The sequence below is a fragment of the Xanthomonas graminis pv. graminis genome (assembly GCF_030168915.1).
Classification (GTDB): domain Bacteria; phylum Pseudomonadota; class Gammaproteobacteria; order Xanthomonadales; family Xanthomonadaceae; genus Xanthomonas_A; species Xanthomonas_A translucens.
Genome location: NZ_CP076255.1, coordinates 912,291 through 931,992, shown reverse-complemented (window position 1 = coordinate 931,992; position 19,702 = coordinate 912,291). Strand labels below are relative to the sequence as shown.

Below are 19,702 nucleotides of genomic sequence, written 5' to 3'. Positions count from 1 at the left end.
CACATCGTCAAACCGCGGCGACCGACGTCGCCGCAGCGGGCATTACTTGATGATCTTGGCCACCACGCCGGCGCCGACGGTCCGGCCGCCTTCGCGGATCGCGAAACGCAGGCCTTCGTCCATCGCCACCGGGTTGATCAGCGTGACCACCATCTTCACGTTGTCGCCCGGCATCACCATCTCCACCCCTTCCGGCAGCTGGCAAGCGCCGGTGATGTCGGTGGTGCGGAAGTAGAACTGCGGACGGTAGCCATTGAAGTACGGCGTGTGACGGCCGCCCTCGTCCTTCGACAGCACGTAGACTTCGGCTTCGAACTCGGTGTGCGGCTTGATCGAACCCGGCTTGCACAGCACCTGGCCGCGCTCCACGTCGTCACGCTTGGTGCCGCGCAGCAGCAGACCGGCGTTGTCGCCCGCCTGACCCTGGTCCAGCAGCTTGCGGAACATTTCCACGCCGGTGACCGTGGTCTTCTGCGTGGCGCGGATGCCGACGATTTCGATTTCGTCGCCCACCTTGATCACGCCGCGCTCGATACGACCGGTCACCACGGTGCCGCGGCCGGAGATCGAGAACACGTCTTCCACCGGCATCAGGAACGGCTTGTCCACGTCGCGCTGCGGCTCCGGGATGAACGTATCCAGCGCTTCCACCAGCTTCAGGATCGACGGCACGCCGATCTCGCTCTGGTCGCCTTCCAGCGCCAGACGCGCCGAACCGTGGATGATCGGGGTGTCGTCGCCCGGGAAGTCGTACTTGCTCAGCAGCTCGCGCACTTCCATCTCGACCAGCTCGAGCAGCTCGGCGTCGTCGACCATGTCGGCCTTGTTCAGGAACACCACGATGTGCGGCACGCCGACCTGGCGCGACAGCAGGATGTGCTCGCGGGTCTGCGGCATCGGGCCGTCCGCCGCCGAACACACCAGGATCGCGCCGTCCATCTGCGCCGCACCGGTGATCATGTTCTTCACGTAGTCGGCGTGGCCCGGGCAATCGACGTGCGCGTAGTGGCGGTTCGGCGATTCGTATTCCACGTGCGCGGTCGAGATCGTGATGCCGCGCGCCTTCTCTTCCGGCGCCGCGTCGATCGCGTCATAGGCCTTGAATTCGCCGCCAAAGCGCTCTGCGCCGATCTTGGTCAGCGCTGCGGTCAGCGTGGTCTTGCCGTGGTCGACGTGACCGATGGTGCCGACGTTGACGTGCGGCTTGGTGCGCTCGAACTTACCCTTGGCCATGGCTGCTTGTTCTCGGTGATCGTAGAAAGATTTGGAGACTGAATATGGTGCTCACGAAAGGAATCGAACCTTCGACCTCCTCCTTACCAAGGAGGTGCTCTACCGACTGAGCTACGTGAGCGTAGTTCTATTGTGACACAAGCGCGTTCAATGGAGCGGGAGACGGGAATCGAACCCGCACCATCAGCTTGGAAGGCTGAGGTTCTACCGTTGAACTACTCCCGCTACGGGATGCCGCACTGCCACAACAAAAAAACTGGTGGAGGGAGGTGGATTCGAACCACCGAAGGCGTAAGCCAGCAGATTTACAGTCTGCCCCCGTTGGCCGCTTGGGTATCCCTCCAACTACCCGTCCCGACTAGGCCGCAAGGCCGAAATCAGCACGGGGTGAAACAGCCCGCTATTCTTCCCTGACATCCCTGCCTTGTCAACAGTCTTTTGACGCGATGTCGCAGGAAACGCGCCACGCCTACGGCACGGCGCGAACGCGCGCATGCGGCTCAGACGTTGAAGCGGAAATGCAGCACGTCGCCTTCCTGCACGCGGTATTCCTTGCCCTCCAGGCGCAGCCGCCCGGCCTCGCGCGCGCCGGCTTCGCCTTTGTACTTGATGAAGTCGGCGTAGGCGATGGTTTCGGCGCGGATGAAGCCCTTCTCGAAATCGGTGTGGATCACCGCGGCGGCCTGCGGCGCGGTCGAGCCGGCCTTGACCGTCCACGCGCGCACTTCCTTGACCCCGGCGGTGAAATAGGTCTGCAACCCGAGCAGCGCATACGCCGCGCGGATCACCCGGTTCAAGCCCGGCTCGGCCAGGCCCAGATCGGCCAGGAAGGTGTCGCGGTCGGCGTCGTCCAGCTGCGACAGCTCTTCCTCGATCGCCGCCGATACCGGCACCACTTCGGCGCCCTCGGTGGCGGCGCGCGCGCGCACCGCATCCAGGTGCGGGTTGTTCTCGAACCCGTCCTCGAGCACGTTGGCGATGTACATCACCGGCTTGAGCGTGAGCAGGAACAGATCGCGCACCAGCGCCTTCTCCTCCTCGTCCAGGCCCGCGCTGCGCCCGGCCTTGCCGTCGGCCAGCGCGGCCTGCAGCTTGGCCAGCACCGGCTTGCGCGCGGCCGCGTCCTTGTCGCCGCCCTTGGCGCTGCGCTCGGCGCGGTTCAACGCCTTCTCGACGCTGTCCAGATCGGCCAGGGCCAGCTCGGTGTCGATGGTGTCGATGTCCGAGATCGGATCGACCTTGTTGTTGACGTGGATGACGTCGGCGTTCTCGAAGCAGCGCACCACGTGGGTGATCGCATCGACCTCGCGGATGTGCGCCAGGAACTTGTTGCCCAGGCCCTCGCCGCTGGCCGCACCGGCAACCAGCCCGGCGATGTCGACGAACTCGACCGCGGTCGGCACCACTTTTTGCGGATTGATGATCCTGGCCAGCTCACCGAGCCGCGGATCCGGCACCGGCACCACGCCGACGTTCGGCTCGATGGTGCAGAACGGGAAGTTGGCCGCAGCGATGCCCGCCTTGGTCAGCGCATTGAACAGCGTCGACTTGCCGACGTTGGGCAGGCCGACGATGCCGCACTTAATGCCCATTGGTGGCTCCGGGACTCGGGACTCGGGACTCGGGACTCGGCGCAGAGCCGACACGCGGTTGTTTGTACATTTGCAGCAATCCTATGTTCGTGGGGTGAGACAGGGACATGTTTCCAGGGAGTTCAGGCATTTCGAGTCCCGAGTCCCGAGTCCCGGGTCCCGACCGTATGCAGCCGCTTCATCGCCTCGTTGAAGTCGCCCTGCACCGCCAGCGGCAGCACCGCGATGGCGGCGTCGATGGCGCGGTCGATCAGGATCTGCTCGTCCTTGCTGGCACGCCCCAATACCCAGGGGACGACCTTGTCCCTGTGGCCAGGATGGCCGATGCCGATGCGCAGCCGGTGGAAGCCGGCATGCCCGAGCAGGCGGATGGTGTCGCGCAAGCCGTTCTGCCCGCCATGGCCGCCGTCGAACTTGAGCCGCGCCGTGCCCGGCGCCAGATCCAGTTCGTCGTGCGCCAGCAGCGCCTGCGCCGGCTCGATCTTCCAGTAGCGCAATGCAGCAGTCACCGACTTGCCGCTGAGATTCATGAAGGTGGCCGGCTTCAGCAGCCACAGCGCCTGCCCGGCCACATCGACCTTGGCGGTTTCGCCGAACAGCTTGGCGTCCACGCTCCAGCGTGCGCCGGCCCGCTCGGCCAGATGTTCGACAAAACGAAACCCGGCGTTATGCCGGGTGTTCGCGTGTTCGGCGCCGGGATTGCCCAGACCGACGATCAGACGCAGACCAGTCATGCCGCAGCATCGCCGCAGCGCCCGGACCAACCGGCCCGGGCGCTGCGCAGGCGATTACTTGCCGTCCTTCTTCGCCGGCTCGACCGCAGCCGGGGCTTCGGTCGCTTCCGGCTCGGCCTCGATCTGGCCGTGCTTGGCGATGACCACCGCCACGTCGTGCTCCTTGCCCAGCTTCAGCTCGGGCAGCTCGACGCCGGCCGGCAGCTTCAGATCGGACAGATGGATCACGTCGCCGACGGACAGCGCGGACAGGTCGACTTCGACGAACTCCGGCAGGTCCTTCGGCAGGCACACCACCTGGATCTCGTTCAGTTCGTGGGTGACGACCACTTCGACCGACTTGCCGGCCGGCGAGCTGTCCTCGTTGAGGAAGTGCAGCGGCACCGAGGCATGCAGCACCTCGTTGTCGTTCACGCGCTGGAAGTCGATGTGCAGGATCAGCTGCTTGAACGGATGGCGCTGCATATCGCGCAGCAGCACCTTCTGGATGTCGCCGTTCAGGCTCAGGCTCAGGATCGACGAATAGAACCAGTCGTTCTGGCTGGCGAGCCAGACTTCGTTGTGGTTGAGCTGGATGTTGACCGGCTTCAGTTCGCCACCGTAGACGATGGCGGGGATCAGGCCGTCGCGACGGAGGCGGCGGCTCGCACCCTTACCCTCGACCTCGCGGCGCTGAACCTTGATTTCATGTGTGGTTGCCATTTGCGTTTACTACCTTGGTTGAATGAACCGCCTCGCGGCAGTTTTGAGGACTCTTCCGCGACCAGAAGAGTCTGTGAAGCCGGGAGCGGGGAATCGGGAATGGAGAATCGGGCAAGGCGCGACACTGCGCCGTTGCGATTCCCTATTCCCGATCCCCCACTTTCAGCCTTAATCGACGTACAACGAACTCACCGACTCGCCGAAGGCGATGCGGCGGATGGTTTCGGCCAGCAGCTCGGCGACGCTGAGCTGGCGGATCTTGCTGCAGCCGCGCGCGGCGTCCGACAGCGGAATGGTGTCGGTGACGACCAGCTCGTCGAGCTGCGAATTGGTGATGTTGCTGACCGCCGGGCCAGACAGCACCGGATGGGTGCAGTACGCGGCGACCTTCAGCGCGCCCTGCGCCTTCAGCGCGGCGGCGGCGGCGCACAGGGTGCCGGCGGTATCGACGATGTCGTCGACCAGCACGCAGGTCTTGCCTTCGACGTCGCCGATGATGTTCATCACCGTGGACACGTTGGCGCGCGGACGGCGCTTGTCGATGATCGCCAGGTCGGCGTCGTCCAGGCGCTTGGCCACGGCGCGGGCGCGGACCACGCCGCCCACGTCCGGCGACACCACGATCAGGTTGTCGGTGCCGTATGCGCGCCAGATGTCGGCCAGCAGCAGCGGCGAGGCGTAGACGTTGTCGACCGGGATATCGAAGAAGCCCTGGATCTGGTCGGCGTGCAGGTCCACGGTCAGCACGCGGTCGGCGTTGACCGCGGTGAACATCTTCGCCGCGACCTTGGCGGTGATCGGCACGCGCGAGGAGCGCATGCGCCGGTCCTGCCGCGAGTAGCCGAAGTACGGCACCACCGCGGTGACGCTGGCGGCGCTGGCGCGCTTGAGCGCGTCGATCAGCACCAGCAGCTCCATCAGGTTCTCCGCGCTGGGCGCGCAGGTCGGCTGGATCACGAACACTTCCTGCCGACGCACGTTCTCCTCGATCTCCACCTGCACTTCGCCATCGGAGAAGCGCGACACCATCGCCTTGCCCGCACGCACGCCCAGCTCCTTGCAGATGCTCTTGGCAAGCGGCTTGTTGGCATTGCCGGAGAACACCAGCAGGTTACGTTGATCTTGCATGAGAGTGTCTCGGGCGGCGGCGACGAAGAATGTGCAACGAAGAAACAGCATGGAACCGGAAGAACCCAGGCAGAGCGACGCTCCTGCCTGTTGAATCCCCGCACAGTGATGTGCGGGCTTTTGCAGAGGGATCTGCATACACAAATGGCAGGGGCGGTAGGATTCGAACCTACGAATGCCAGGATCAAAACCTGGTGCCTTGGGCCTCTTGGCGACGCCCCTGCATGAAACTGTTGTTAGGCCTCCAGCGCGTCGAGCAGCGGCGAGCGGGTTACGCCGCCAGCCACCCAGGCGCGCAACCCGTCCGGCAAGGCCGCCAGCGCGCACACGGCGGCAGCGCGATCGGCGAACTCGACGAAACACCCGCTCCCCGACCCGGTAAGCCGCGGCGTGCCGATCTGCGCAAGCGCCTGGAACACAGCCTGGATGGCCGGTTCGCGGCAGAGCAGCACCGGCTCGAACGCATTGCCGAGCAGGAAACCTGAAACGAAGTCGGACATTTTCGCGGGCGCGGCATCCCGCGTCAAATCCTCGGCCTGGAACAAGGCCGCGGTGGGCACGTGAACCGCCGGATCGGCCAGCACATACCAGGCCGGCGGCAGGCGCAACGGGGTCAGCCGCTCGCCCACGCCCTCGGCCCAGGCATCGCGGCCGCGCACGAACACCGGCACGTCCGCGCCCAGCGCCAGGCCCAGGCCGGCCAGCGTGTCCTCGTCCAGTCCAGCGCCCCACAACGCATTCAGCGCGACCAGCGCGGTCGCCGCGTCGGACGATCCGCCACCGAAACCGCCACCCGCCGGAATGCGTTTTTCGACGCGGATATCCACACCTTGCGCGATCTTGGCTTCTTTTTGCAGAAGACGCGCGGCGCGCACCAACAGGTCGTCGGCCTCGGCGACGCCGGCCACGGAGGCGCCGCGCCGCGCCACCACGCCATCGGCGCGCACGCGCAGATGCACGGTATCGCCCCAGTCGAGCAGGCGGAACACGGTCTGCAGCTCGTGATAGCCGTCGGCGCGGCGGCCGGTGATCTGCAGGAACAGGTTCAGCTTGGCCGGCGCCGGCCAGGCCGACCAGCCGCCCTCCCCCAGCGCGCTCATGGCGCGGCGAAGTCCCACTGGTCCAGCAGCAGGCGCACCTTGGCGTCGCCGTTGCGCGCCTCGATGCGCCGCGGCAGGGCCGGACGGCCGTCGCCGGGCGGGTACCACTCCTGGAACTGGATCTCCCAGCCCATCTGCCGCAGCGTCTGCAACCGCCCGTCGGCGTCGTAGCCGACCTGCTCGGGCGCGCCGGCGTCCACCGCGACCTGGCCGCGCACCCAATCCGGCAGCAGATTGACCGGAATCTCCCAACCGGTGGCCTCGCGCAGCAGCTGCTGCGCGTCCTCGCCCGCACGCGGACCGCCGTCCAATCCCTCCAGACGGCCGCCGCCACGCTGGCTGTCGCCGCTCAGGCGCCAGCTCTGGCGGGTCACCGGCGCACTGAGTTCGACCTGGTACTGCCGCTGCCGCTGCGCCCAGTCGATGCGCCCACTGCCGCCATTGCGGCCCTTGGTGATCGCCACCCGGCCCTGGAACGACCAGTCCGGATGCGCAGCCAGCCAGGCGCTGCGGGCCGATTCGGCCTGGCGCGCGGCGTCGCTCAGCGGCGCGGTCGCGGCCGCGGCCGGCGGCGCCTGCCGCGGCGCCAGCGTGCTGCAGCCAGCCAGCGCCAGCAGCGCCGTCAGCGCCCAGGCAGCGCGCAGCACCGGCCTCACGGCGCGACCTTTTCCATCGCCCGCTGCAGCGCGCGATTCTTCGGATCGAGCTTGCGCGCCTCGTCGAAGTATTTGGTTGCCTCGTCGTGCTTGCCCTGCTCCCACAACACCTGGCCGATGTGCGCGGCGATCTCCGGATCCTTGATCAGGGTCCAGGCGCGGCGCAGCTGCACCAGCGCGTCCTGGGTCTTGCCCAGCCGGTACAGCACCCAGCCATAGCTGTCGATGATCGCGGCGTTGTCCGGATCGGCGGTACGCGCGCGGTCGATCAGCTGCAACGCCTCGCGGTAGCGATGGGTGCGATCGGCCAGGGTGTAGCCGAGCGCATTGAGCGCGGCCACGTTTTCCGGCTCGGTGACCAGGATCTTGCGCAGGTCGGCCTCGGCACGGTCGATGCGGTCGTGCCGCTCCCAGGCCAGGCCGCGCGCGTAGAGCAGCGCGGTGTCGTCCGGATAGGCGGCAAGGCCGCGCTCGAATACCTGCAGCTCGCCGGCGTCGTCGCCGCTGCGCTGGCGCAATTCCGCCTCCAGCACATAGGCGTCGCGGCGCGCGGCGTCGTCGGCCTCGGCATCGTCCTGCAGTGCGCGCGCCTCGGCGAAGGCGGCTTCCTTCTGTCCCAGTTCGTACAGCGCCCCGGCGGTGCGCAGCCGCGCCTCGTTGCGCAGCGGGCCGCCCGGCACGCCGCGGTACCAGGTCACCGCTTCCTGGTAACGCTTCAGGAATTCGGCGATCTTACCGAGCAGCAGGCGCCGCTCGGGATCGGGCCGGGCCGCGCCTTTACGCAATTCCTCGTACAGCGCGCTCAGCGCCGCGTTGTCCTGCAGCTTTGCCAGCATCGAGGCGCGCAGGCCGTAGTTCTGGGTGTCCTGCGCGCCCAGCGCCAGCACCCGCGCCGCCGCGGCGGTGTCGCCGATCGCGTCGTAGGCGTAGGCCAGCGCGCCGCGCAGTTCGGGGTCGCGCGGCGCTTTCGGCTCCACGCCCTGCAGCAGCGCACGCGCCTGCTCGGTCTTGCCGGCCTGTTGCAGCTGGGTGGCGTGCAGCAGGGCCACCCGCGGCTCTTCCGGGAAGCGCTTGACCAACTGGTCGACGATGCGCTCGGCCAGCTTCGGCTGCTCCAGGCGCAGCGCCAGGCGCCCGAATTCCTGCCAGGCCTCGAGCTGGTCGGGGATGGCGTTGGCGTCGAGCAACTGGTCCAGCACCTTGGCCGCCACCTCCGGATCGCGGTTGCCGCTGACCAGCGCCACCAGCGCGTAGCGCCAGCCGCGCGGGTCCTTGTCGCGCAGCAGCGCCACCAGCAGGCCGCGCGCCTGGCGCAGGTTGCCGATGCGCAGCGCCAGCGCGGCCTCGGCGCTGCGCATCGGCAGCGATTCCGGCGCACGCTGGCGCCACAGCGCCAGGGCCTGGGTCGCCGCGGCGTTGTCGTTGGCCAGCATCGCGATCCGGGTCGCGCGCTCGGCCAGACCGGCATCGCCGGGAGCGTCGTTCGCCGCCTGCAGGTACCAATGCGAAGCATCGGCCAGCTGCCCGGCCTGCAGCGCGAACTCGCCGGCCAGCACCGGCGTCAGCGAGGAGGACGAAGCGGCGCTCGGCGCACGCTTGGCGGTGGCCGCCGGCATGGCCGCCGCGACCCCGGTGGCGGGCAGTGCGGCGAGCGCGGACAGCAATAGAACGGTACGGATGCGAATCAATGCGGGCATCGGGGGCAACCGGGCCGTAAAATGGGGCCCTGAATGGCCAGCAGCTTATCGCAAGCAACTGAACAGATGACGTTGTGGGTGCTCGGATTGAACCACCAGACCGCGCCGGTCGACGTGCGCGAACGGGTGGCGTTCGCCGGCGATGCGCTGCCGCGCGCGTTGCAGTCGCTGCGCGCCTTGCCCAACGTCGCCGAGGCCGCCTTGCTGTCCACCTGCAACCGCACCGAGCTGTACGCGATCGCCGACGACGCGCAGAGCCTGGCCGACTGGCTGGATTCGCACGCGGCCGGCCTGCACGGCTACCTGTACCAGCACCAGGACGCCGACGCGGTGCGGCATCTGTTCCGCGTCGCCACCGGACTGGATTCGATGGTGCTCGGCGAGCCGCAGATCCTCGGCCAGGTGAAAGACGCCTGGGCGCTGGCGCGCGCGCACGGGGCACTGGGCAACCGCCTGGACCGACTGTTCCAGCAGACCTTCTCGGTGGCCAAGCGCGCGCGCACCGATACCCGGGTCGGCGCCAATCCGGTGTCGGTGGCCTCGACCGCGGTGCGCCTGGCGCAGAATTCCTTCGCCCGGCTCAGCGAATCGACGGTGCTGCTGATCGGCGCCGGCGAGACCATCGAACTGGCCGCCAGGCACCTCAGCGAAGGCCGCGTGCGGCGCCTGCTGATCGCCAACCGCACCCTCGCCCACGCCCAGGAACTGGCCAGCCGCCATGGCGGCGTGGCGCTGCCGCTGAGCGAGCTGGAGCGGCACCTGCAGGAGGCCGACGTGGTGTTCTCGGCCACCGCCGCGCGCGAGCCGGTGGTGACCCGCGTGCAGGTGGAGCAGGCGCTGCGCGCGCGCAAGCACAAGCCGATGCTGCTGTTCGACCTGGCCGTGCCGCGCGATATCGAGGCCGGCGTGGCCGAGCTGGCCGATGCCTATCTGTACACCGTGGACGACCTGGAACGCGCGGTCGAGGACAATCGCCGCGGCCGCCGCGAAGCAGCCGAGGCGGCCGAGGCGATCATCGAGCTGCAGGTGCTGCGCTACATCGAGACGCTGCAGGCCAGCACCCGCCAGGCGCCGCTCAAGCGCCTGCGCGCGCACGGCGACAGCACCCGCGACGACGTGCTGGCCAAGGCGCGGCAGCAACTGGCCAACGGCAAGCCGGCCGACGAGGTGCTGGAATTCCTCGCCAACACCTTGACCAACCGCCTGCTGCATCCGCCCACCGCTGCGCTGCGCGAGGCGGCGCTGCGCGGCGATGCCGAGCTGGCCCGCGCCGCCGAGCGCCTGTTCCCGGAACAACCGGGCTATTTCCATCCCATTCTGAAGACCGATGACACCGACCCTGCGCCGTAAGCTGGAGGCGCTGGCCGAGCGTCGCGAAGAACTCGAACGCCTGCTGTCCGATCCCGAGGTGGTGAGCGACAACGCGCGCTTCCGCGATTACTCGCGCGAATTCGCGCAGCTGGAGCCGGTCGCCGCCGCGCTGGCCGACGAGGCCGCGGCCAAGGCCGACCTGGCCGCGGCCGAGGCGATGCGCGACGATCCGGAACTGCGCGAACTGGCCGAGGAGGAAATCGCCGCCGCCCACGCGCGCCTGCTCGCGCTGGACGAACAGCTGGCGCTGCTGCTGGTGCCGCGCGATCCGCGCGACGACGGCAACCTGTTCCTGGAAGTGCGCGCCGGCACCGGCGGCGACGAGGCGGCGATCTTCGCCGGCGACCTGTTCCGGATGTACGCGCGCTACGCCGAACGCCAGGGCTGGAAGGTGGAAGTGGAGTCGGACAGCCCCGGCGAGCACGGCGGCTACAAGGAGATCGTGGCGCGCATCGTCGGCCGCGGCGCCTACTCCAAGCTCAAGTTCGAATCCGGCACGCACCGCGTGCAGCGGGTGCCGGCGACCGAGTCGCAGGGCCGCATCCACACCTCGGCGGCGACGGTGGCGATCATCCCCGAGGCCGACGACGTGGAAGAGATCGCGATCAATCCGGCCGACCTGAAGGTGGACACGTTCCGCTCCTCCGGCGCCGGCGGCCAGCACGTCAACAAGACCGAATCGGCGATCCGCATCACCCATGTGCCGAGCGGGGTGGTGGTCGAATGCCAGACCGAGCGCAGCCAGCACGCCAACCGCGACAAGGCGATGAAGCGGCTGAAGGCGCAACTGCTCGACGCCGAGCGCAGCAAGCAGGCGGCGGCCGAAGCGCAGGACCGCAAGCTGCAGGTCGGCAGCGGCGACCGCAGCCAGCGCATCCGCACCTACAGTTTCCCGCAGGGCCGCATTACCGACCACCGGGTCGAAGGCCTGACCCTGTACGACCTGCCGAACGTGATCGAAGGCGATCTCGACGCGCTGATCCAGCGCCTGAGCCATGAGCACCAGGTGGACGAACTGGCGCGGCTGAGCGACAGCCCATGAGCCGGCGCATGCGCCGCGTCGCTGCGCACGCGCCGGCCGCCGCGCGCACGTGAGCGGCAGCGCGCTGGACGAGCTGCGCCAGCTGCAGGACGCGGTGCGCCGCGACCCGCAGGACTTCATCGCCTGGGTGATGCTGGCCGACGCCGAGCTCGGCGCCGGCGCGATCGCCGCCGGCGAACAGGCCGCGGTGCGCGCATTGCAGCTGCGCCCGGCGCACCCGGAAGCCCTGGCGCGGCTGGGCCGCGTGCGCTGGAGCCAGGGCCGCCACGCCGAAGCCAGCGCCGCATTGCGCCAGGCGCTGCAGCACGCGCCGCAGCATCCGGGCATCGCCCTGTGGCTGGGCCATGCGCTGGAGGACAACGGCGAGGCCGAAGCCGCCGCGCAGGCCTATGCGCACGCGCATGCGCTGCTGCCGCAGGAACCGTCGATCGCCGCGCACCTGCTGAACTGGCGACGCAAACTGTGCGATTGGCGCGCGCTGGACGCGCTGTCGCAGCAGGTCCGCGGCGCGGTGCGCCACGGCCATCCGGCGATCGAACCGTTCGCCTTCCTCAACGAGGACGCCACTGCCGCCGAACAGTTGCACTGCGCGCGCAATCGTGCGCTTGCCCTGGCGCAGACGCTGACGCCGTTGCCGGCCGCGACGCTGCGCCGCGCCGGCCCCTTACAGATCGGTTTCCTGTCCAACGGCTTCGGCGCGCATCCCACCGGACTGCTGACCGTGGCCTTGTTCGAACGGCTGCGCGCGCATGCCGACCTGCAGGTGCAGCTGTTCGCATTGAACCGCGACGACGGCAGCGCGATCGGCGCGCGCCTGCGGGCCGCGGCGCATGCCTGGCACGACGTGGCCGGACAGCCGCACCGGGCGATCGCGCAAGGCATTCGCGATGCCGGCATCGACCTGCTGTTCGACCTGCGCGGCTGGGGCGGCGGCGGCGCGCCGGAAGTGCTGGCACTGCGTCCGGCACCGCTGCAGATCAACTGGCTGGCCTACCCCGGCACGTCCGGCGCGCCCTGGATCGACTACGTCATCGGCGATGCGTTCGCGTTGCCCGATGCGCTGGCCGCGCATTACAGCGAGCGCGTGCTGCGCCTGCCGCGCGCGTTCCAGCCGTCGGACGACAGCCGCCGCGTCGGCACGCCGCCATCGCGCCGCGACTGCGGCCTGCCCGAGCACGGCACGGTGTTCTGCTGCTTCAACAACAGCTACAAGCTGACCCCGCGCAGCATGACGCGGATGCTGGCGGTACTGCGCCAGGTCCCGGACAGCGTGCTGTGGCTGCTGTCCGGGCCCGGCCAGGCCGATGCGCGGCTGCGCGATACCGCGCGCCGCGCCGAAGTGGATCCGGCGCGGCTGCGCTTCATGCCCAAGCTGGCGCACGCCGACTACCTGGCCCGCTACCGGCATGCCGACCTGTTCCTGGACACGCATCCGTACAACGCGCACACCACCGCCTCCGACGCGCTGTGGGCCGGCTGCCCGCTACTGACCTGCCCCGGCACGACCTTCGCCGCACGCGTGGCCGGCAGCCTCAACCATCACCTGGGCATGGACGGGATGAACGTCGCCGACGACGATGCCTTCATTGCCAAGGCGGTGCAGCTGGGCCGCGATCCGGCAGCGCGGCGCGCACTGCGCGACACGCTGCAGCAGCGCCGCGCCAGCGCCGGGCTGTTCGACATGCAAGGCTTCGCTGCAGACTTCGCCGCGCTGCTGCGTGGACTGGCACATGAACGCGGATAGCAGAACGCAGGCTGACCTTGGCCGCCCCGGAGATTCCGGGAACGCAAACATCCGCCGGCATTGGGCCAATGCGCTTCCAAGACGCGCAATGCGAGCGCCTGTTGCACGATCCACGCAGCGCCGGCGCGACCGCGGGGCGGCGCAATCCACCCGCCCGGCACATGCCGGCGCGCCCCCGGCGCATCGCAGGCTTGCAGCAGGTCCACGATGGTCAAGCACGCGTCCATGGCGAACGAAAAAGCCGCCGATTACCGATGTGCAACGTCATCGGCGCGATTCGCCATTGGCACAACGTCTCTGCCACAACCATGACAGGGCTTTCGCTGGCGCATTGACGCGCCGGCCAGACACTCGACGCCCCCACTCCCGGGCTTCATCGACGCCTTTGCGAAAAATGTGCGCCGTATCGCTTCGTTTTGGTGTCCTGCTCAGGGATTGCATAGCGCAATGCTCAGCACTTCAATCACTTGTATGCGGACCTGATGCATTTCTTGAAGCCGTGCACGGTTCGCAGGCATCGAGGTTGATTTGATGGCAAAAACCTCAAGGACCTCCTGCATACAAACCCGCCTCATCTCCGCGTCCGCCGCATCAACATCCACATCCATCGCAGCATCGCGATGGGCGATGTCGGCCCGCTACGGGCGCGCAAACATTTTATTCGCAAGAAAATTCTAATTCGATTTTTCCAATGGCGCCTCGACAGCAGACGCCAGTTCGAAACCGATTCCCTATCGACCTCCCAGCAGCCTGCCGGCCGCTGCGGCCTTCTCATGCCATTCCATTGCCAACAGTCCAGCCGAGGTGATGCAAGACCAGCGAGCAGATCGACATGCGCAACCCACCGACCGAATCGATTACATGAAATCCATAAACTACAGAGATAAATAGAAATGAACATAGAGTCCTTCGAAAAAGGCATCCGCATCCCGTTCAGGCGCACGATGATCGCGTCCCTGTTGGGCGCAGGCCTGCTTACCGCGGCGGCCGCCCAGGCTAAAGAACGCGCAGGAAATCCATTTGTCGGGGCGAGTTCCTACCTTAATCCCGACTACACGAAAGACGTAAATTTCTCGATCTCGAAAGTGTCCGACGCCGCACTCAAAAAAAAGATGAAGATCGTGGCGGGCTACCCCACCTTCGTCTGGCTCGATTCGATCAACGCAATCTACGGCGGCGCGCGCAATGCGGGCCTGCTCGGCTTGACCGCTCATCTGAACAACGCGTTGGCGCAGCAAAAACCGAACACGCCGATCACGGTGGGGCTGGTCATTTACGACATTCCCGGGCGCGACTGCCACGCGCTGGCCTCCAACGGCGAACTGCCGCTCAGCCAAGCCGGCCTCACCCGCTACAAGCAGCAATACATCGATGTGATCGCCGGCATTCTCGCAGATCCAAAATACAAGAACATCCGCATCGTCAACGTCATCGAACCGGACAGCCTACCGAACCTGGTGACCAACTTGAGCACCCCGCGTTGCGCGCAGGCGCAAAGCACGGGCATCTATGAGGAGGGCATCAAGTACGCGGTCGACAAGCTGCATGCGATTCCGAACACCTACAATTACCTCGATATCGCCCATTCCGGCTGGCTGGGCTGGAACAACAACATGACGGCGGCGATTTCCCTGTACACGCAAGTCTTTCAAAGCACCGCTGCAGGCCTTGCCAGTGTCGATGGGTTCGTCACCAATACCGCGAACGTGACACCGCTAACCGAACCGAATCTGCCCAACCCGGACCTGACGGTAGGCGGGCAACCCATCAAGTCGTCCAGGTTCTACCAGTGGAATCCCAACTTTGACGAATCCCATTACGCGGAAGCCTTGTACAACGGCTTCGTCGCCGCAGGCTGGCGCAGTAGCATCGGATTCATCATCGATACCAGCCGCAACGGCTGGGGCGGGCACAATCGCCCAACTTCCGCCAGCGGCAACGACATCGATACCTATGTGAATTCGGGACGTATCGATCTTCGCGATCATCGGGGCAACTGGTGCAACCAGCGTGCGACAGGCATCGGCATGCCCCCGACTGCGGCGCCGGGCGGGCATCTGCATGCTTATGCATTCGTCAAACAGCCAGGCGTATCGGATGGCTCCAGCAAATTCATCAAGAACAACCAGGGCAAGGGCTTTGACCGTATGTGCGACCCTAGCTATACGACACCGGATGGCGTGTTGTCGGACGCACTGCCCAACGCGCCGATCTCTGGCGCCTGGTTCCACGATCAATTCGTCATGCTGGTCAACAATGCCTATCCCGCGATCGGCAGCGCCGCCAGCATCAGCGAGAGCGAGCAAGCGCAAAAGTGACGCAACGTCATCCTGCCGGTCCGCTGGCGGCAGGCGCCCGGGTTGGTCGCAAGAGCGCGGCGGCGGCCGTAGCGGCATGGCTCGGCATGGCGTAGGCGGATCGCACCGGGCCGATAGTGCCACCGACGCGATCCCTTGATTTTTCATTGTCGTAAGTTGCGGCACTGGCGATGGCGGCGGTTCGGCCGCCATCGCCGATTGCACGCGCATCGAGCCGCCGCGCTGCTGGCGGCGACGCGGCGCATGCGCCAGTGACGCGCGTTGGCCGCGATGACGCTGCAGGCACGCATGGCATGCCGGCAAGCGTTTTGAACGCCGGGCTATACGCCAGCCGGACGAGCCGCTACGCTTCGGGCATGAGCGCCAAAGCCGATTTCATCGCGTTGAACCTGTGCGTATTGACCGTCTCGGACACGCGCAGCCTGGCCGAAGACAGTTCCGGCGATTACCTGGTATCGGTGCTCGGCGAGGCCGGCCACCGCCTGTACGCGCGCGAATTGTTGCCCGACGACCGCTACCGGATGCGCGCGGTGGTCTCGGCGTGGATCGCCGACCCGCAGGTCGACGGCATCCTGGTCACCGGCGGCACCGGCTTCACCGGCCGCGACTCCACCCCCGAGGCGCTGCTGCCGCTGCTGGACAAACAGATGCCCGGCTTCGGCGAGCTGTTCCGCGCGATCAGCTTCGAGGAGATCGGCACCTCTTCGCTGCAGTCGCGCGCCTTCGCCGGCCTGGCCAACGCCACCTTCGTGTTCTGCCTGCCCGGCTCGACCTCGGCCTGCCGCACCGCCTGGGAAAGGATCGTGGCCGCGCAGCTCGACGCGCGCACCCGGCCGTGCAACCTGGCCACGCTGCGCCCACGCCTGAAGGAATGATCTGGAACCGCGCATGCCCCTGGACACCACCCTGCGCCTGCTGGCCAAGGCCAGCGGCATGAGCGCGGCGGACATCGCCGCCGCCATCCCGCGCGCCGGCGCGGCCACGGTCAAGGCCTGGCTGGCCGGCGAAAAGATGCCCGGCCGCGACCAGCTCAATGCGCTGGCGCGCGCCTTCGGCGTTCCCGCCGGCGCGCTGCTCGGCGAACTGGCCAGCCAACTCGACCCGGCCCGCACCCGCGGCGAACACGACCTATTGCAGGCCTACCGCACGCTCGACAGCCGCCAGCAGGGCGCGCTGCTGGAAGTGGCGCGCAGCATGGCCGGCACCCGCACGAGACGCAGCAAATGAGCAAACTCAAACGCAAGCAGTACCAGGCATTGATGCAACCGCTGCAACTGGAACTGGCGGCACTGGCGCAGGCGCTGCAGCACAGCGGCGAACGCGTGCTGGTGCTGTTCGAAGGCCGCGACACCGCCGGCAAGGGCGGCGCGATCCAGGCCATCGCCGAACATCTGAACCCGCGCCAGTGCCGGGTGGTGGCACTGCCCAAGCCGACCGACCGCGAAAGCACGCAGTGGTATTTCCAGCGCTACGCCACGCATCTGCCGGCCGCCGGCGAAATGGTGCTGATGGACCGCAGCTGGTACAACCGCGCCGGGGTGGAACGGGTCATGGGCTATTGCAGCGACGCGCAATACCAGGCCTTCCTGCGCCAGGCGCCGCTGTTCGAGCAATTGCTGGTCGACGACGGCATCCGCCTGTTCAAGTACTGGCTGTGCGTGGACCAGGAGCAGCAGGAGAAGCGCTTCGCCGAGCGCCTGCACGATCCGCTGAAGGGCTGGAAGCTGTCGCCGGTGGACCTGCAGTCGCGCGCCCAGTACGCCGAATACACCCGCGCCCGCGAGGCGATGCTGGACGCCACCCACCGCGACCAGGCGCCGTGGACGCTGGTCGATTTCAACGACCAGAAACGCGGTCGCCTGAGCCTGATCCGGCACCTGCTCGACCAGTTGCCCGACACCCCGCTGCAGGAACCGGAGCTGGAACTGCCGCCGCTGAAGCACAAGCCGCGCAAGGAGAAGTTCGGCGTGTTGCAGCCGATCGCGGCGTATCCTGGGTGAGGGCGGGACTCGGGACCGGGGACTCGGGACTCGACGGCGCAGCATGCAACCGACGGTGCACTGGTTTTCTGTAGGAGCGGCTTCAGCCGCGACCGGACACCTCCACAAAGACACGCCGGATTGAAACTCCTCCTGCAGCGGCATTCTGTTGTGAGAGGAGCTTCACCCGATCGCGAAGCCCACCGCCACAGGTGCCGGCCATGGCGCGCGCAGCACCTGCTCGACCCGTGCCGCCGGCGGGCCGTGCTGCAGCCACTGGGCCAGCGCCTCCAGCGCCGCGGCCTCGCCAGCGGCGACGACCTCGACGCGGCCGTCGGCCAGGTTGCGTGCCTGCCCGTCCAGCCCCAACGCCAGCGCGCGTTCGCGGGTGGAGGCGCGGAAATACACGCCCTGCACCCGGCCGGCGACCAGGAAGCGGGCGGCCGCCATCAGCCAGCGGCCTTCGTCTGGCCGGCGACCTTGCCGCCGGCCGCGGCGATCGCCGCCTCGATGTCGTGCGCATTGACCGGCCCCAGGAACTGCTTGGCGACCTTGCCGTCCGGGGCGATCAGATAGGTCATCGGCAGCCCGCGCGGGGTGGCGAAATCGGCCGGCGGCGCGTAGGTGTCGAGGATCGCCACCGGGTAGGCCACCGGATGGTCCTTCAGGAACGCCCGCATCTCCGCCGGCTCGATGTCCTCATAGGCCAGGCCCACCACTTCGATGTTGTCGCGCATCACGTGCAACGCCGACAGCTCCGGCATCTCCTTCAGGCACGGCGCGCACCAGGTGGCCCAGAAATTCACCACCACCCAATGCCCGCGATGCGCGGCCAGGTCGTAGTCGCTGCCGTCCACCGTCTTCACCTTCAACGTCGGCTGCGGCCGGGTCTCCTGCACCACGTTCGGCCCTTCGCCAGCGGCGGGCGCGGTCGGCGCAGCGGGCGCGGCAGGCGCCGGCGGGGCAGGGGGAGCCGCAGGCGCCGGCGCGCCCGGCGCGGCGCCGGCGGCGGGCGAAGGATGCCGATCGCAGCCCGCCAGCAGCGCGGCAGCGGCGAACAACGGGAACAGGATGCGCGGGGTCATGCGAGGTCTCCGATATCGGTGTAAAGATCGCCGACGCGACGTTTCAGCACGTCGCGCAGCGGCATGCGCAATTCGTCCAGCGCGCGCCACGCCGCCTGCCCCAGCGCGTCGTCGCGGCACGGCAGGTAGGCTTCGGCGATCGGGATGCGCAGCTGGCAGTTTTCGTAGAGTTCGGTCAGCGGCACGTCGGCCAGGTCGCGCGCCAGCAGCCATTCGCCATGCGCGGCACGGCTGAGCAGGCGGCTGCGCTCCAGTTCGCACAGCAGTTCCTGCACCAGCGAATCGGTCAGCATCGGCTCCAGTTCCAGGATCCGGTCCTCGTGCAGGCCGTGGCCGTCCTTGCGCGCCTGCGCGAAGCGCCCGAGCAGACGCAGCAAGCCGTAGATTTCGTAGCCGGCCGGCAGCCGCATCGACGCCGGCTGGTAGCGGAAGGCCGCGATCGAGGACGCCAGCGAGGCGCCGAGCAGGATCCCGATCCAGCTCAGATAGATCCACAGCAGGAAGATCGGCACGAACGCGACCGTGCCGTAGATGCGTTGGTAGGACTGGAAGCTGCCCAGGTACAGGCTCAATCCCCACTTCACCAGTTCCAGCAGCGCCACCGCCAGCAGCGCACCTGGCACCGCGTGGCGCAGCTTGACCGTGTGGTGCGGCACCACCCGGTACACCAGGGTGATGCAGACGAACTCGATCAGCACCGGCGCCAGGCCCAGCGCCATCTGCGCCAGTAGCCGGCCTTCGCTGGTGCGGAACAGCGGCAGCGCGAAGAACCGCGCCGACGCCGCCAGCGACGCCGCGGCCAGCAGCGCGCCCAGGGTCAGCACCGTCCAGTACACCAGGAAGCGGGTCAGCCGCGGCCGCGCCGAGACCACCCGCCAGATCCGGTTGAAGGTCTGCTCGACGCTGTTCAAGGTGATCAGCAGCGACACCATCAGCGCGATCGTGCCGGCGCTGGTCAGCTGCCCGGCGCTGGCCGAGAACTGGCGCAGATAGGCCTCCACCGAGCGCGCCGCGGCCGGCACGAAGTTGGAGAAGATGTAGTCGCTGAGCTGGTCGCTCCAGCGGTCGAACACCGGGAACGCCGACAGCACGCCGAACACCACCATCGCCAGCGGCACCAGCGCGAAGATCGTGGTGTAGGCCAGCGAGGCGGCGGCCTGGAACAGGCGGTCGTCGAGGAAGCGCCGCCACAGGAAGCCGGCGAAGCTGCGCATCCGCGCGCGGTCGCGCACCCGCTCCGTCCAGAGATTGACCGTGTCCAAAGGCTGCATCGGCCAAGGGTACCCGATGCGCACGGATGCCGGCATCGCCGATACTGGCG

The 19,702-nt window shown here is 67.9% G+C and carries 17 protein-coding genes, 4 tRNA genes and 1 pseudogene; 7 read left to right on the top strand and 15 right to left on the bottom strand.

Features of this window, described 5'->3' with window-relative positions:
• Positions 1-42: 42 nt before the first annotated feature.
• From tuf to KHF85_RS03975, 12 genes are all read right to left on the bottom strand, one after another.
• Positions 43-1,233: an elongation factor Tu gene (gene tuf, locus KHF85_RS04030; protein ID WP_068832715.1), complete on the bottom strand. Its 1,191-nt coding sequence runs from the start codon at positions 1,231-1,233 to the stop codon at positions 43-45.
• Between the two features lie 45 nt (positions 1,234-1,278).
• Positions 1,279-1,354 (bottom strand) — tRNA-Thr (locus KHF85_RS04025).
• Between the two features lie 30 nt (positions 1,355-1,384).
• Positions 1,385-1,458 (bottom strand) — tRNA-Gly (locus KHF85_RS04020).
• 32 nt (positions 1,459-1,490) lie between these two features.
• Positions 1,491-1,576, bottom strand: a tRNA-Tyr gene (locus KHF85_RS04015).
• 157 nt (positions 1,577-1,733) lie between these two features.
• Entirely contained in the window at positions 1,734-2,825 is a 1,092-nt protein-coding gene (gene ychF / locus KHF85_RS04010; protein ID WP_284568618.1) for a redox-regulated ATPase YchF, read from the bottom strand.
• A 122-nt stretch (positions 2,826-2,947) separates the two neighbouring features.
• Positions 2,948-3,559 carry an aminoacyl-tRNA hydrolase gene (gene pth, locus KHF85_RS04005; protein ID WP_284568617.1) on the bottom strand — a complete coding sequence of 204 codons (612 nt, stop codon included), beginning with the start codon at positions 3,557-3,559 and terminating at the stop codon, positions 2,948-2,950.
• A 54-nt stretch (positions 3,560-3,613) separates the two neighbouring features.
• Positions 3,614-4,261 carry a 50S ribosomal protein L25/general stress protein Ctc gene (locus KHF85_RS04000; RefSeq protein ID WP_053837630.1) on the bottom strand — a complete coding sequence of 216 codons (648 nt, stop codon included), beginning with the start codon at positions 4,259-4,261 and terminating at the stop codon, positions 3,614-3,616.
• A gap of 168 nt (positions 4,262-4,429) precedes the next feature.
• Positions 4,430-5,389, bottom strand: coding sequence for a ribose-phosphate diphosphokinase (locus KHF85_RS03995; RefSeq protein ID WP_284568616.1), 960 nt, complete (start codon positions 5,387-5,389; stop codon positions 4,430-4,432).
• A gap of 145 nt (positions 5,390-5,534) precedes the next feature.
• A tRNA-Gln gene (locus KHF85_RS03990) sits at positions 5,535-5,611 on the bottom strand.
• Between the two features lie 14 nt (positions 5,612-5,625).
• The gene (ispE, locus tag KHF85_RS03985) at positions 5,626-6,489 is read right to left on the bottom strand and encodes a 4-(cytidine 5'-diphospho)-2-C-methyl-D-erythritol kinase (RefSeq protein WP_284568615.1); all 864 of its coding nucleotides are present in this window, start codon (positions 6,487-6,489) and stop codon (positions 5,626-5,628) included.
• Positions 6,486-7,145 (bottom strand): lipoprotein insertase outer membrane protein LolB, encoded by a 660-nt coding sequence (lolB, locus tag KHF85_RS03980; protein ID WP_284568614.1) that lies wholly within the window; start codon positions 7,143-7,145, stop codon positions 6,486-6,488. The genes ispE and lolB overlap by 4 nt, the downstream gene beginning before the upstream one ends.
• Entirely contained in the window at positions 7,142-8,842 is a 1,701-nt protein-coding gene (locus tag KHF85_RS03975) for a tetratricopeptide repeat protein (protein ID WP_284568613.1), read from the bottom strand. Before KHF85_RS03975 ends, lolB begins: the two co-directional genes overlap by 4 nt.
• A gap of 66 nt (positions 8,843-8,908) precedes the next feature.
• Between KHF85_RS03975 and hemA the strand changes: the two genes are divergently transcribed.
• The 7 genes and pseudogenes from hemA to ppk2 all read left to right on the top strand — a co-directional run bounded on the left by hemA (position 8,909) and on the right by ppk2 (position 17,317).
• A complete protein-coding gene (gene hemA, locus KHF85_RS03970; RefSeq protein WP_284568612.1) occupies positions 8,909-10,192 on the top strand; it encodes a glutamyl-tRNA reductase in 1,284 nt (427 codons plus the stop codon).
• Positions 10,170-11,255: a peptide chain release factor 1 gene (gene prfA / locus KHF85_RS03965; protein WP_284568611.1), complete on the top strand. Its 1,086-nt coding sequence runs from the start codon at positions 10,170-10,172 to the stop codon at positions 11,253-11,255. The genes hemA and prfA overlap by 23 nt, the downstream gene beginning before the upstream one ends.
• A gap of 49 nt (positions 11,256-11,304) precedes the next feature.
• On the top strand, positions 11,305-12,999 hold the full coding sequence (locus KHF85_RS03960; protein ID WP_409976653.1) for an O-linked N-acetylglucosamine transferase, SPINDLY family protein: 1,695 nt from the start codon (positions 11,305-11,307) through the stop codon (positions 12,997-12,999).
• Positions 13,000-13,943: 944 nt separating this feature from the next.
• Positions 13,944-15,281, top strand: a pseudogene (locus KHF85_RS03955) (glycoside hydrolase family 6 protein); the annotation flags it as partial.
• Between the two features lie 392 nt (positions 15,282-15,673).
• Entirely contained in the window at positions 15,674-16,192 is a 519-nt protein-coding gene (moaB, locus tag KHF85_RS03950) for a molybdenum cofactor biosynthesis protein B (RefSeq protein ID WP_053841088.1), read from the top strand.
• A gap of 13 nt (positions 16,193-16,205) precedes the next feature.
• Positions 16,206-16,544, top strand: a complete 339-nt coding sequence (locus KHF85_RS03945) for a helix-turn-helix domain-containing protein (protein ID WP_039007540.1) — start codon at positions 16,206-16,208, stop codon at positions 16,542-16,544.
• Positions 16,541-17,317, top strand: coding sequence for a polyphosphate kinase 2 (ppk2, locus tag KHF85_RS03940; RefSeq protein WP_237652189.1), 777 nt, complete (start codon positions 16,541-16,543; stop codon positions 17,315-17,317). Before KHF85_RS03945 ends, ppk2 begins: the two co-directional genes overlap by 4 nt.
• A 162-nt stretch (positions 17,318-17,479) precedes the next feature.
• On the opposite strand, the gene KHF85_RS03935 is transcribed toward ppk2, so the two are convergent.
• The 3 genes from KHF85_RS03935 to KHF85_RS03925 are packed head-to-tail and all read right to left on the bottom strand — an operon-like array spanning position 17,480 to position 19,652.
• Positions 17,480-17,746 carry an acylphosphatase gene (locus KHF85_RS03935; RefSeq protein WP_284568609.1) on the bottom strand — a complete coding sequence of 89 codons (267 nt, stop codon included), beginning with the start codon at positions 17,744-17,746 and terminating at the stop codon, positions 17,480-17,482.
• Positions 17,746-18,381, bottom strand: coding sequence for a TlpA family protein disulfide reductase (locus KHF85_RS03930; protein WP_409976652.1), 636 nt, complete (start codon positions 18,379-18,381; stop codon positions 17,746-17,748). Before KHF85_RS03930 ends, KHF85_RS03935 begins: the two co-directional genes overlap by 1 nt.
• On the bottom strand, positions 18,378-19,652 hold the full coding sequence (locus tag KHF85_RS03925; RefSeq protein ID WP_064539502.1) for a YihY family inner membrane protein: 1,275 nt from the start codon (positions 19,650-19,652) through the stop codon (positions 18,378-18,380). The genes KHF85_RS03930 and KHF85_RS03925 overlap by 4 nt, the downstream gene beginning before the upstream one ends.
• Between the last annotated feature and the right edge of the window lie 50 nt (positions 19,653-19,702).

Bases quoted from the DNA above. Each gene is read 5' to 3' on its own strand.
- tuf (WP_068832715.1), bottom strand. From the start codon at position 1,233: ATGGCCAAGGGTAAGTTCGAGCGCACCAAGCCGCACGTCAACGTCGGC.
- ychF (WP_284568618.1), bottom strand. From the start codon at position 2,825: ATGGGCATTAAGTGCGGCATCGTCGGCCTGCCCAACGTCGGCAAGTCG.
- pth (WP_284568617.1), bottom strand. From the start codon at position 3,559: ATGACTGGTCTGCGTCTGATCGTCGGTCTGGGCAATCCCGGCGCCGAA.
- KHF85_RS04000 (WP_053837630.1), bottom strand. From the start codon at position 4,261: ATGGCAACCACACATGAAATCAAGGTTCAGCGCCGCGAGGTCGAGGGT.
- KHF85_RS03995 (WP_284568616.1), bottom strand. From the start codon at position 5,389: ATGCAAGATCAACGTAACCTGCTGGTGTTCTCCGGCAATGCCAACAAG.
- ispE (WP_284568615.1), bottom strand. From the start codon at position 6,489: ATGAGCGCGCTGGGGGAGGGCGGCTGGTCGGCCTGGCCGGCGCCGGCC.
- KHF85_RS03975 (WP_284568613.1), bottom strand. From the start codon at position 8,842: ATGCCCGCATTGATTCGCATCCGTACCGTTCTATTGCTGTCCGCGCTC.
- hemA (WP_284568612.1), top strand. From the start codon at position 8,909: ATGACGTTGTGGGTGCTCGGATTGAACCACCAGACCGCGCCGGTCGAC.
- prfA (WP_284568611.1), top strand. From the start codon at position 10,170: ATGACACCGACCCTGCGCCGTAAGCTGGAGGCGCTGGCCGAGCGTCGC.
- moaB (WP_053841088.1), top strand. From the start codon at position 15,674: ATGAGCGCCAAAGCCGATTTCATCGCGTTGAACCTGTGCGTATTGACC.
- KHF85_RS03945 (WP_039007540.1), top strand. From the start codon at position 16,206: ATGCCCCTGGACACCACCCTGCGCCTGCTGGCCAAGGCCAGCGGCATG.
- ppk2 (WP_237652189.1), top strand. From the start codon at position 16,541: ATGAGCAAACTCAAACGCAAGCAGTACCAGGCATTGATGCAACCGCTG.
- KHF85_RS03935 (WP_284568609.1), bottom strand. From the start codon at position 17,746: ATGGCGGCCGCCCGCTTCCTGGTCGCCGGCCGGGTGCAGGGCGTGTAT.
- KHF85_RS03930 (WP_409976652.1), bottom strand. From the start codon at position 18,381: ATGACCCCGCGCATCCTGTTCCCGTTGTTCGCCGCTGCCGCGCTGCTG.
- KHF85_RS03925 (WP_064539502.1), bottom strand. From the start codon at position 19,652: ATGCAGCCTTTGGACACGGTCAATCTCTGGACGGAGCGGGTGCGCGAC.